At 29.9% G+C, this 12,945-nt stretch carries 12 protein-coding genes, 1 tRNA gene and 1 other RNA gene; 2 read left to right on the top strand and 12 right to left on the bottom strand.

Annotated features, from left to right (window positions below):
* Window positions 1-54: 54 nt before the first annotated feature.
* The 4 genes from coaE to KQI86_RS14635 all read right to left on the bottom strand — a co-directional run bounded on the left by coaE (window position 55) and on the right by KQI86_RS14635 (window position 5,964).
* Window positions 55-699, bottom strand: a complete 645-nt coding sequence (gene coaE, locus KQI86_RS14650; RefSeq protein WP_216440093.1) for a dephospho-CoA kinase — start codon at window positions 697-699, stop codon at window positions 55-57.
* The gene (gene polA / locus KQI86_RS14645) at window positions 686-3,307 is read right to left on the bottom strand and encodes a DNA polymerase I (protein ID WP_216440092.1); all 2,622 of its coding nucleotides are present in this window, start codon (window positions 3,305-3,307) and stop codon (window positions 686-688) included. The genes coaE and polA overlap by 14 nt, the downstream gene beginning before the upstream one ends.
* A gap of 21 nt (window positions 3,308-3,328) precedes the next feature.
* On the bottom strand, window positions 3,329-4,474 hold the full coding sequence (gene aroC, locus KQI86_RS14640) for a chorismate synthase (RefSeq protein WP_216440091.1): 1,146 nt from the start codon (window positions 4,472-4,474) through the stop codon (window positions 3,329-3,331).
* A 167-nt stretch (window positions 4,475-4,641) separates the two neighbouring features.
* The gene (locus KQI86_RS14635) at window positions 4,642-5,964 is read right to left on the bottom strand and encodes a YjiH family protein (protein ID WP_216440090.1); all 1,323 of its coding nucleotides are present in this window, start codon (window positions 5,962-5,964) and stop codon (window positions 4,642-4,644) included.
* Window positions 5,965-6,203: 239 nt separating this feature from the next.
* Here KQI86_RS14635 and KQI86_RS14630 point away from each other — a divergent pair.
* Window positions 6,204-6,291 (top strand) — tRNA-Leu (locus tag KQI86_RS14630).
* Between the two features lie 55 nt (window positions 6,292-6,346).
* Here KQI86_RS14630 and KQI86_RS14625 read toward each other — a convergent pair.
* From KQI86_RS14625 to ndk, 4 genes are read right to left on the bottom strand one after another with little or no spacing between them, the layout of a single operon-like run.
* Window positions 6,347-6,496, bottom strand: coding sequence for a hypothetical protein (locus tag KQI86_RS14625; protein WP_216440089.1), 150 nt, complete (start codon window positions 6,494-6,496; stop codon window positions 6,347-6,349).
* A gap of 18 nt (window positions 6,497-6,514) precedes the next feature.
* Complete coding sequence (locus tag KQI86_RS14620) at window positions 6,515-6,652, bottom strand: CPC_1213 family protein (RefSeq protein ID WP_216440088.1); 138 nt, start codon at window positions 6,650-6,652, stop codon at window positions 6,515-6,517.
* A 60-nt stretch (window positions 6,653-6,712) separates the two neighbouring features.
* The gene (locus KQI86_RS14615) at window positions 6,713-6,859 is read right to left on the bottom strand and encodes a hypothetical protein (RefSeq protein WP_216440087.1); all 147 of its coding nucleotides are present in this window, start codon (window positions 6,857-6,859) and stop codon (window positions 6,713-6,715) included.
* 19 nt (window positions 6,860-6,878) lie between these two features.
* A complete protein-coding gene (ndk, locus tag KQI86_RS14610) occupies window positions 6,879-7,286 on the bottom strand; it encodes a nucleoside-diphosphate kinase (protein ID WP_216440086.1) in 408 nt (135 codons plus the stop codon).
* Between the two features lie 195 nt (window positions 7,287-7,481).
* On the opposite strand from ndk, the gene brnQ reads away from it, so the two are divergent.
* The gene (gene brnQ / locus KQI86_RS14605; protein WP_216440085.1) at window positions 7,482-8,756 is read left to right on the top strand and encodes a branched-chain amino acid transport system II carrier protein; all 1,275 of its coding nucleotides are present in this window, start codon (window positions 7,482-7,484) and stop codon (window positions 8,754-8,756) included.
* A gap of 66 nt (window positions 8,757-8,822) precedes the next feature.
* Here the strand turns inward: brnQ and ssrS are convergent.
* From ssrS to KQI86_RS14585, 4 genes are all read right to left on the bottom strand, one after another.
* Window positions 8,823-9,005: non-coding RNA, 6S RNA (gene ssrS / locus KQI86_RS14600), on the bottom strand.
* A gap of 62 nt (window positions 9,006-9,067) precedes the next feature.
* A complete protein-coding gene (gene aspS, locus KQI86_RS14595) occupies window positions 9,068-10,858 on the bottom strand; it encodes an aspartate--tRNA ligase (protein WP_216440084.1) in 1,791 nt (596 codons plus the stop codon).
* 31 nt (window positions 10,859-10,889) lie between these two features.
* Window positions 10,890-12,311 (bottom strand): coproporphyrinogen III oxidase, encoded by a 1,422-nt coding sequence (locus KQI86_RS14590; protein WP_216440083.1) that lies wholly within the window; start codon window positions 12,309-12,311, stop codon window positions 10,890-10,892.
* Between the two features lie 23 nt (window positions 12,312-12,334).
* Window positions 12,335-12,940 (bottom strand): MBL fold metallo-hydrolase, encoded by a 606-nt coding sequence (locus KQI86_RS14585; RefSeq protein WP_216440082.1) that lies wholly within the window; start codon window positions 12,938-12,940, stop codon window positions 12,335-12,337.
* Window positions 12,941-12,945 lie beyond the last annotated feature (5 nt).

Here is a 12,945-nt window from a genome sequence, read left to right as displayed (position 1 = left end):
GCGTTCGGAATTTGCTTTATTGCTACAACGGCTATTAAGATGAATATTGTAATTTTAATTAATTTCTTCAACTGCTTTTTCCACTCCCCGCAAATCATTGATGAATTGAATTAATGTATCTATTTGCATTTCTGTTTCATCTATAGTCTTAGTGTTATCTATGACAAAATGAGCCATTTCTCTTTTTTTATTTAATGATATTTGAGCGTTTATTCTATTTATTACTTCCTTATCATCTAATTTATCCCTACTTTTCACTCTATTAAATTGAGTTTTTTCATCTACCCACACTACCACTATTAAGTCCATAACTAAATGCATATTTTGTTCGAATAAAGTAGGAGCATCTAACACACAAATTTTTTCTCCATTGCATTGGCATTTATCAAACATATTATATATTTCTTTATTAATATAAGGAATAATAATAGACTCAAATTCTCTTCTTTTTTCTTCTGAAGAAAATATAAATGACCCAAATTCTCTTCTCTTTAAATTCCCATTTTCATCTACAAACTCACTGCCATATTTTTCTTCTATATCTTCTATGATATTAGGGTATTTTTTTAAAACATCTCTTGATATAACATCACAGTCGATAATAGATATTCCTCTTTCTTTAAGAATTCTAGATACTGTGCTTTTTCCACTGCCTATTCCACCGGTTAAACCTATTTTAAATATTTTATTTTGCTTCATACCAGTTTTCTCCCTCGTCTATATCTACTTCTAGAGGAACATTTAATTTTATTATATTTTCCATAGATTCCTTAAGCAAGGATCTTACTTCATTTAACTCATCCTTATATACATTTAAGATCAGTTCGTCATGAACCTGCAAAATTAAAGTACTTTTTAACTCTCTATTTTCTAATTCATTATAAACATTAACCATGGCCATTTTAATTATATCCGCAGCACTTCCCTGTATTGGACTGTTCATAGCTAATCTTTCTCCAAAAGCCTTTACCATTTTCTTAGAATTTAATATTTCAGGTATAAATCTTCTTCTATTTAATATTGTTGTCACATACATATCCTTCTTAGCTTTTTCTATGGTGTCATCCATATACTTTTTAACATTTGGATATCTTTCAAAATATGTATCTATATATTCTTTTGCTTCTTTTCTAGAAATATGTAAATCCTTTGCCAAACTAAAGTCTCCTATACCATAAACTATTCCAAAGTTTACAGCTTTAGCGTTGCTTCTCATAACAGAAGTAACCTGATCTAATGGCACTTTAAACACTTCCGAGGCAGTTTTAGTATGTATATCTGTATGATGCTTAAAGGCATCAATCATGCTTTCATCTCCTGCAATATGCGCAAGAACCCTTAATTCTATTTGTGAGTAATCACCAGATAAAATGACACATCCATCATCATTTGGTACAAAAACCTTTCTAATCTCTTTCCCCATTTCATATTTTATAGGTATATTTTGAAGATTAGGTTCAGTACTAGAAAGCCTTCCTGTAGTTGTTACAGTTTGATTAAAGCTTGAATGTATCCTTCCATCTTCATCTATTACATTTTTTAGTCCTTCAACATAGGTGGAATATAACTTAGCCAACTGTCTATAGTATATTACTTTTTCTATTATAGGATGTTTATCCTCTAATTCAGCTAATACTTCTGCATTAGTTGAATATCCCGTTTTAGTCTTTTTGATTACTGGCAAATCCAATTTCTCAAATAGTATTTTCCCCAATTGTTTTGGTGAGTTTACATTAAACTCTTCATCAGCTAAATTATATATTTCCTTTTGAATCTTTTCTATTTCTATTGAAAATTTATCACCTATATGTGTTAATGCTTCCTTATCAACTCTAAATCCTTCAATCTCCATAGATGCTAATACCTTTGTAAGAGGAAGTTCTACTTCATAATAGAGTTTTTCCATATTTAAATTCTTAATTTGTAAATTCAATTCATTATACAAATCTTTTAATAATGATGTTTCAGTTATCATATCTTCTTCATCATTATTTATTACTATTTTAAGATATTCTCTAATTAAAGTATTTAGTTCATAGTCCCCCCTTGAGGAATCAACTAGGTACGCAGCTATTTTGGTATCAAATATTACAGACTTTAAGTCTATACCCATTTTATACAAAATAGTATAAGGTACTTTTACATCGTGACATACTTTCTTTATCTCTTCATTTTCAAAAATTTTCTTTAAGCATTCAATAGAAGTTTTATCATCCTCTTCTAATATGCTTCTTAAATTTATTAAATAATTATTATCCTTATTATTTAAATAAATATTTTCTATTAAGCTTTTGGAAAATACATTCTCATTAACATTTTTAAAGGTAATGAAAATTTCTTCATTTATAGATTGACACAAATCTTTTAATTTATTCACATTATCAACAACTATATAGTCAACTTTTAACTTTTCTTCCTTTTCTATGCTTTCATTAGATTTTGGCATTCTATCTAAAAGGGATTTAAATTGAAGATCTATAAATAATCTTCTTACCCCTTCTTCATCATAATTATCTTTAGATTTTATACTTTCTAAATCGATATCAACTGGAACGTCCCTCATAATAGTAGCAAGTCTTTTACTAAAAATTGCTTGCTCTCTATTTTCAAATAAATTTTCTTTTACTTTTTTTCCGCTTATATTATCTATATTCTCTAAAACATTTTCTATGCTGCCGTATTCTTTTATTAATTTAAATGCAGTTTTTTCTCCTACACCTGGTACTCCAGGTATATTATCTGATGGATCTCCCATTAGACCTTTAACATCTATAAACTGAGTTGGAGTTACACCCATCTCTTCAATCATTCTATTACCATCATATATCTCTTTTTCAGTTATACCTTTTTTGGTCAATACTACCTTTGTTTTATCTGAAGCTAACTGCAGTGCATCCTTATCCCCTGTAACAATATAAGTTTCTATATCATGCTCCTCTGCAACTTTAGATAAAGTTCCTATTAAGTCATCTGCTTCAAAACCATCAATTTCAAAAATATCGATAGCTAACTTACTTAATAAATCTTTAACTACTGGAAATTGTTCTCTTAGCTCTGGAGGCATTTTTTTTCTTCCAGCTTTATAATCTTCATATTCATTATGTCTAAAGGTAGGTGCACTTCTATCAAAAGTACAAACTACATAATTAGGGGTTAATTCCTCTTTCATTTTCAATAACATATTAGTAAATCCATAAATTGCATTAGTATGTAATCCTTCATTATTAGTTAATAGTGGTAGTGCATAAAAAGCTCTATTCATTAAACTATTACCGTCCAGTATCAACATCACTTCTTTAGTGCTCATCATTATCTCTCCTATCAAACATTACTTTATATATACAGAATCCCTATAATCCTTTACTGCCTTTTTAAAATCATTGAATTCATCATTAGGAAATTTACTTAATAATTCTTTTAATATATAGAAGGCCACTATATTTTCCAATATTATTGAAGCTGGAACTACTGCAGATACATCTGAACGTTCGTATCTTGTAGTTTTTTCTTCTCTAGTTTTTAAATCTATTGTTCTTATATCTTTTTTTATAGATGGTATGGGCTTAATAAACACTTTAATATCTATTTTTTCTCCATTTGAAACTCCTGCTTCTATTCCTCCACAATTATTAGTGTCTCTAGAAATTCTTCCATCTTTATATAGTATTTCATCATTAAAACTACTTCCTCTTAAGGATAAGTCTAATCCATTGCCAAATTCTATAGCCTTTACTCCCTGTAAGGACATTATACCATAACTTAATATAGCATCTAGTTTTCTATCCCACTGGGAATAACTACCTACACCTATGGGAACTCCCTTTACTGATATATAGACACTTCCCCCTATAGTCTCCCCCTCTTCTTTACATATATCGATTTTCTTCATGAAGCTCTTTTCAATTTCCTCATCATAACATCTAACAGAGCTATTATTTATTTTTTCATATATTGAATCGTCAAATAAATCTACTATTTCTTCATAGCTATTTCCTATGCTATTTACTTTACTCCTTATATCTATCCCAATTTCTTTTAATATAGATTTACATAGAGCACCTACAGCTGTTCGAATGGCTGTCTCCCGTGCTGAAGTTCTTTCAATGGAGTCTCTTATATCTCCAGTACCATATTTAAAATAACCTACTAAGTCCCCATGTCCTGGTCTTGGGATACTTATTTTTTCCTTATCTTCAGGTTCTCTATCTATTATATTCTTCCATTTTTCATAATCTTTATTATGAATCATCATAGTTATGGGATTTCCAGTGGTTTTTCTTCCTCTAAGTCCTGAAAGAATTTCAATCTTATCTTCTTCTATCTTCATTCTTTCTCCCCTACCATAACCTGTTTGCCTTCTCTTTAATTCATCATTTATATAATCTATATCAACTATGAAATTTGATGGAAGCCCATCTAGTATTGCAATTAAAGCCTTCCCATGGGATTCACCAGCATCAAGAAATCTAATCATATTAATCTCTCCTAATATAATAATGGTATTATAATTATTATTTTACACTTTATTATATTATAATTCATCTTTTTTACCTATTTAAGAACTATAAATTTTATTTTAGAAGATTATAGCCAATATAAAACCACTAGGTAATACATCCTAGTGGTTTATTATTTTTTAATTTATAGAATTAAATATGCTATTGGCGCTGTAATAATTAATGATAGAACCACTCTCTCAAACCATATTATGACTAAATCTTTTATATTCAAAGGTATATCTGTTGATAGCATACATGGTATTGAAGCTGAGAAAAATAATATTTCTGATACACAAACTACAGCGATTATAAATCTTGTTACCAAAGGAGTATTAGCAACTACAATGGCTGGTAATAACATTTCTGCAATACTAACGGCACAAGCCTTAGCTGCCAGCAATGGTTCTGGTATTCTTAATAAAAATGTAAATGGGTAGAACACGTATCCTATAATATCAAACAACGGAGTATATTTGGCAACAACTAATCCTAAAAAACCTATGGACATAAGGGTTGGTGCTATACTTATAGCAAGCATGATACCATCTTTAAAATTTATTACTATATTTTCCATAAGCGAAGGTGCTCTATCAGCGGCAATTATACCTTCTCTCCATGCTCTTTTTAAAGCATTCCCCTTTTCTTCTGATTCCTTATCTCCTTTCGTTCCCTCATAATATTCTTCTGACTTCTTACTTAAAGGAGCTAATCTTGCAGTTATAGCTGTCACTATAAAGGTAATTAAAAATGTTAACCAAAAATAAGTATTCCATAAGTGCATTATATCAAGAGTATTTGCTACAATGATCATAAAAGTTGCAGACACTGTTGAAAATCCTGTAGCTATTATACAAGCTTCCTTTGTAGTGTATTTACCTTCTTTATAAACTCTGTTAGTTATCAATAATGCCAATGAATAACTTCCCACAAAGGATGCCACGGCATCAATGGCAGATCTTCCTGGAGTTTTCCATACTGGCTTCATTACTGGTCTCATCAATACGCCCACAAATTCCATCAATCCATAACTCACTAAAAATGCTAAAAATACAGATCCTATAGGTACTATAGTTGATACTGGAACAACAACTTTGCCAAATACGAAAGGAATCATATCTACTTCAAATAATTCCTTAGGTCCTATTTCGAATATGGCCATATACACTACTACGATTCCTATAAGCTTTAATATAGAAAATATCTTACTAACCGTATTTTTATTCCAAGTTTTATTTATAAAAGGATATATACCACCTATAGTTACAATAAGTGCACCGTATATTTGATTATAATAAGGTATTTTTCTTATAATATTCACTATATGGTCGATAGGTATGGTAGTATTTTTACCTATGGTTATTGGTATGAAAAACATAAATACTCCTATAGCACTATAGACTAAAAGTTTAAAAGCGTTATTCCCAGTGCTACTTTTTAATTCAATTTGAACATTTGAATCCCCCATTTATATTCCCCCTTATTTTATATGAATATAATATATGTATATTATACCAAATCCATCCATATACCAACAGCATATTTCCAATATTTTAAATATTAAGTAATATTTTGTTATTCTTCTTATACTCTAATTAAGAATACTAACTTTTTATAGTTCGCAGTATTAATCTACTAAAATAATTGGACATGTTAAAATTTACTTGACTTATATGTATATTTTGTGTTATTATTTTTTTATCACGAGCCGAAGTGGTGGAATCGGCAGACGCGCCGGACTCAAAATCCGGTGGGCTATAAACCCGTGCGGGTTCAAGTCCCGCCTTCGGCACCATATAAATCAATAACAAAAGCACTTTGGTTAATTAACCAAAGTGCTTTTTATTTAACTATAAAAACTCTTTTGTTATTTCATTTTGTACTCTTTTAATGTCTTTTTCTCTCAATCCTGTTTCACTTCTTATTTCATCTATGGTCTTTCCATCTATAAGCATTTTTTTAGCTCTCATTTTTAACTCTTCAATGTTTCCTTCTAGCATATAGTTTCCTCTCCTTATTTATTCTTCTTCCTTAGCTTTTGGATCTTCAAATACAGCTCTAGAACTTTCTTCTTGAGGATTATGTTTTATAGTTTTCTTTCTAAACTTTCCATCAGATTTTCTATTATTCTTAGTACTTTTCATTTTGTGAACCATAAAAACAACTCCTTTCCATTTTATTTTCTCACGGTCAAGGAGTTTTATACTAGTACTATATTAGTTAAGATATCTAGTTTCTGGTAGATAAATTACATCTCCAATTTGAGGATTATTTAAAAACTTTAATAATATTTGTATAATTACTTTGTCTTCTCTTCTACAGAATACATATTTATCATTTACGTCCTCAATTATCGCTTTCATATTAATCCCCTCAAATCCATTATTTTATTTCGGGAAACCAAATTTTCCTTTCCCTTTCAGCGCTTATTTCACTATCAGATGAATGTACAAGATTTCTTTGTTTAGTTAAAGCGTACATCCCTCTAATACTTCCCATATCTGCTTCAAGTGGATCTGTAGCTCCATTTATTTTTCTAACAAATTTTATTGCATTTTCACCTTCAATTAACATAGCAATAATTGGTCCTTCCATTAAATATTCAATTAATTCTTTATAATATTTTTTTTCTTTATGTTCAATATAATGCTCTTCTATAGTATTTACATTTCCTTGAATCATCTTTAGACCTATAATTTTTAAGTCTTTTCTTTCATAGAAGCTTATTATTTCTCCAATTAAATTTCTTTTTATTCCATCAGGTTTTATTAATACTAAAGTTCTCTCCATAAATATACCCCATTTCTAATATTAGGTAATTATTATTATATCTTATTTTCGTTTAGTAATAAATATTAACCATATTTTATTAATTTATTCATCATATCAAATATAATAATAAAATAATCTATCAAATGCTTTGTGCAGCAATTATTTCATGATATAATAGTTTAAAATCAAAATTTACGTATAAAGGAGATATGTATGAAAAAATCAACTAGAGATGCATTCATAATTGGATTAGCACTTTTTGCAATGTTTTTTGGATCAGGAAATTTAATATTTCCCCCTTATTTAGGTAAAATGGTAGGAGACAATTATGCTTTAGCTATTATAGGTTTTCTGATGACTGGTGTGGGATTACCGTTGTTAGGTATACTAGCCTGTGCTAAAATCGGAGGTACATTTAGGGAAATCTCCTTAAAAGTAGGTAACTTATTTTCAATTATTGCAACTACAGCCATTATATTAGCAATAGGCCCAATGCTTGCAATTCCTAGAACGGCGGCCACTACTTTCGAGCTTAGCATTCAACCAATTTTTCCAAACTTTCCTATATTACCTGCAATATTAATATATTTTATTATTAATTTAGCTTTTGTCATTAAACCCTCTTCAATTGTAGATACTATAGGGAAAATATTAACACCTGCACTGTTATTATTGCTTACTATAATTATTATAAAGGGTATCATAACTCCTGTAGGGCCAATAGTAAATACAGGTTTCAAAAATGTTTTTTCCTCTTCTTTAATTGAAGGATATCAGACAATGGATGCTATGGCATCAGTAATATTTGCCTCAATTGTTATATCAACTGTTAAAGCTAAAGGATACACTGAAACTTCTGATATTATAAAAATGACTTCTATAGCAGGAATAGTTGCAGTTATTGGATTAGGATTTGTATATGGTGGATTGATGTATTTAGGCAGCCAGACTGCTTCAATACTACCAGCAAGCATAAATAAAACTGCTTTAGTAACAGAAATAGTAAATAGATTATTAGGTTACTCTGGAAATGTAATACTAGCCTTAGCCGTTGGACTAGCCTGTTTAACTACTTCTATTGGACTTACATCCTCTGCAGCATCCTTTTTCGAGAAAATATCCAACGGAAAACTATCCTACAAGGCTAATGCAATAGTAATTTCTATTGCCAGTGCAATAATTGCATTAAAGGGTGTAGATATAATAGTTTTATTATCTGGTCCAATACTACAAATACTTTATCCTATAGTTATTGTATTAGTTCTAATGACATTAATAGGTGTGAAAAATGATAAAGTTATACGTATAACTACCTATGTAACACTTTTAATTAGTATATGCGACAATCTTAAATATTTAGGTTTAAATATAGAGTTCATAAGTAATGCTATTAAATTAATACCTTTATCAAATCTAGGATTTGTCTGGGTAATACCAAGCATATTGGCATTTATAATCTCATACTTGTTTTTAAAACAAAAAAACTAATGCATACTGCATTAGTTTTTTTATTCAATTTTATGTAGTACATCATAAAAATCAACATTGATAAAAACAATCCCCGCCATGCCGCCGAAATAGGTCATGTTTGAACCTGCCTTTGCAGGTGGGCATCTCCTTTTTGTTTCCTTGTTCTTAAATAGAATTTAAGCGTCAAATCTACAAAAAGAGTCCGATTCCCTTTAACTTATGTGTTGGCTCAATATAAACCTATTCTAACGAGCACAGCAGGAGCTATGTTTCCTTTTAATTATATTATACTACATTTTTTAAATTCTTTATTATATTTTATATATTTTTTATTCTTCACCCTTTAAATTGATAACTAAACCTAATTCATCTAATTGAACTTCATCAACGTTACTTGGTGCCTCTGTCATTGGACAAAGAGCATTTTGATTTTTAGGGAATGCTACAACATCTTTAATGTTATCAGTTCCACTTAAGAACATTACCATTCTATCAAATCCGAATGCCAATCCTCCGTGTGGTGGCGGACCATATTTAAATGCTTCTAATAAGAATCCAAATCTTTCCCAAGCTTTTTCTTGAGTAAATCCTAAAACTTTAAACATTTTTTCCTGTAAGCTACTATCGTGTATTCTTATACTTCCTCCACCTAGCTCTTCTCCATTTAACACCATATCATAAGCTTTTGCTCTCACTCTGCCTGGATCTGTATCTAGATATTGTATATCTTCATCCATAGGTGATGTAAATGGATGGTGCTCTGCTTCCCATCTATCCTCTTCTTCGTTATATGAAACTAATGGGAATTCAGTTATCCATGCAAATCTAAATTCTTTATTTTCTTTTAATAGCTCTAATTCTTTAGCTAAATGTAATCTTAACTGTCCTAGACTTGTTAAAACAACTTTTTCTTTTACATCAGACACGATTAAAATTAAATCTCCTACTTTTGCATCCATCTTATGGATTATAGCCTTTAACTCTTCATCAGTTAAGAACTTAGCAATTGGTGATTTTATTTCATCTTCTTTATATGCTATCCAAGCTAATCCTTTTGCCTTAAATCCTTTTACAAAATCAGTTAATTTATCAATTTGTTTTCTTCCCATATCAGCACAATTTTCTGCCTTAATAGCACCTATGGTTCCACCATTTTCTACTACATCTTTAAACACTTTAAACTCAGTGTTCTTTACTGCGTCTGTTATGTTTTCTATTTCCATTCCAAATCTTAACTCTGGTTTATCACTTCCATACTTAGCCATAGCTACTCTATATGGTATTCTTTCAAATGGTATTTTTATATCTACATCTAATACCTGTTTAAATACATGTTGTATTAACTTTTCATTCATATCTATTACATCATCAACTTCTACAAAGGACATTTCTATATCCACCTGAGTAAATTCAGGCTGTCTATTTGCTCTTAAATCTTCATCTCTAAAGCACTTAACTATTTGGAAATATCTATCAAATCCTGACACCATTAATAGCTGTTTAAACAATTGTGGTGACTGTGGTAATGCATAAAAACTTCCTGGATAGTTTCTACTAGGAACTAAATAATCTCTTGCTCCTTCTGGTGTGCTCTTTGTAAGCATTGGAGTTTCAACCTCTAAGAATCCTTGAGAATCCATAAAATCTCTAACAGCTTTAGCAGTCTTATGTCTAATCATAAATCTCTTTTGCATGTCAGATCTTCTTAAATCTAAATATCTATATTTTAATCTTATATTTTCTGAAGCATCTAAGTCCTCTTTTATATATATAGGAGGAGTTTCTGATTCGGACAATATTTTTATTTCCTCTCCTTTAAGCTCTATCATTCCTGTTGGAAGGCTATTATTAGGAGATTCTCTTCTAACAACTCTACCCCTTACAGATATACAGTACTCAGATCTTACTGTGTCTGCTTTTTCGAAAGCTTCCTTATTTATCTCTTCTCCAAATACAACTTGAAGGATGCCTGTTCTATCTCTTAAATCTATAAATGTTAGTCCTCCAAGATTTCTTTTTCTTTGAACCCATCCCATAACTATGTGGTCACTATCCACATGTTCTTCTCTTAGCTCACCACACATTATAGTTCTTTTAAGTCCATTCAACGCTTCGCCCATTGTTTTTCCTCCTCTTTATAAGCTCTTAAAGTTAATATAGCTTATTTAATTCTGTTATTTTTTTATTGATCATTTCATCAATTCTATTATTATACTCTAATACATCTTTTACATTGGGTACTCTTTCTATTTTATTCAACTCTAAGTATACAACCTTAGTTACGGCATCTGCTCCTAGAGCTATAATAGTTTGTCTTTCCTCAATCATCTGTATATTATATATACATTCCTTACCTTTTAGAGAATACCCCACATTCTCCATATTGCCAACCATATTTTTTTGCCTATACATATAATATGGGCTCATATTTAAATCCTTTGATAATTTAAAGGTTTCCTCGTACATTCTATTTAGTTCATTCTGTTCTATATCTCTTAAATATTCTTCTAATTTTTCATATAATTTAGATCCTTTTTTAAAAGACATTCCATGAACTGTTATACTATCTGGCTTCAGATTATATATTTCTTTATACGTATTCTTTATATGAGGTAACCTTTCACCCGGCAATCCTACAATTATGTCCATGTTTATATTGTTAAAACCCATATCTCTTGCCATTCTATATTTATCTTTAATATCCTCTACAGAATGATTTCTGCCTATAAGTTTTAAAGTATCATCGTTCATAGTTTGAGGGTTTATACTTATTCTTGTTACACCATACTTCTTCATGGTAGAAAACTTATGAGCTGATAAACTATCAGGTCTTCCGCACTCAACAGTAAATTCACGTACATTATTATCATGTATAAAATTATTATATATTTTTTCCATAATATCTTCAAATTCTTCATCTTTTATGGAGGTAGGAGTCCCCCCTCCAAAGTACAATGTTTCTATAATTAGTTCTTTTTCTTTAATAAATCTGCTTATTTCTTCTATTTCCTTAGTTAAAGCATTCAAGTATGCTCTCACCACATTTTTGCAACTTACTATTGGATTTGAGGTAAAAGAACAATATAAGCATCTAGTAGGACAGAAAGGCATACCTATATAAATGCTTATTTTTCTCTTATCATTATTAACCATATTGCTTTCTATTTTCGCTACTTCAATACATAGTTTAGCTTTTTCTTCTTCTGCTATATGATGCTCTTTATAATAATCTATAATTTCTTTTTCACATTTTCCCTCTTTCAATAGAGATAACGCAATTTTACTAGGCCGTATCCCTACAAGAGTTCCCCAGGGAATTTTTTTCCCTGTTCTCTTTTCTAGAAAAATGTAACTACTCTTTTTTACTTCTTCTTTAACATTTATATCTTTATTTATATTAAAATTCTCTGATCCATTCTTATCCTCTATTAATATTGAATCTTCCCCTATCTCAATTTTATAATCAGGAGAGGTAGTGTTAAAATCCAATTGGTTCAAAGGAAAAAATAAATTAAAAATTTGGTATACATCATACCTATATTTTAGATTATTCAATTCTATTGAAATTGCCATATTATCTACTTTCTTTCATAATTTTATAAAAACGGGTTATACATTTTTTCGTAATCTATTCTACTCTCACCGCCGTGACCTGGAAGTATTACTGTTTCTTTAGGAAGATTTAATAATTTATTTTTAATGCTATCTATCAATACTTTAAAATCTCCACCTTCAAAATCTGTCCTTCCTATGGAGCCTTCAAAAAGAGTATCTCCTGTAAATACTACATTTTTAAGTAAGAAACACATTCCTCCTTCGGAATGACCAGGTGTTTCTATACAATTTATTTTAATATCTCCTATTTGAAATTCATCTCCATCTTTTAAATGTATATCAGCTCTTCCAAATTTATTTTTATCTCCAAATACATAGCCACCTTTTTCTATAGCTTTTTCATCCTTTTCATTTATACCAACTAAAGCATTAGTTAATTCCTTAAGCTCGCTTACAGCACCTGTATGATCAAGATGACCATGGGTTAAAAATATATATTTTACTTTTCCACCCATTTTCTTTATTTCATTATTTATTAAAGAAGCTTCTGCACCTGGATCAATCACCATAGTTTCTTTAGTCTTATCATCCATAACTATATAGCAATTAGCAGCATATGACCCAACGGGCAATCTATTAATTTTCATTTAAT

Origin of the sequence: Clostridium mobile, from assembly GCF_018918285.1 — a bacterium.
Classification (GTDB): Bacteria; Bacillota; Clostridia; order Clostridiales; family Clostridiaceae; genus Clostridium_AW; species Clostridium_AW mobile.
Note: the sequence above shows the minus strand (reverse complement) of the source record. Positions and strands in the feature narration are given on the sequence as shown.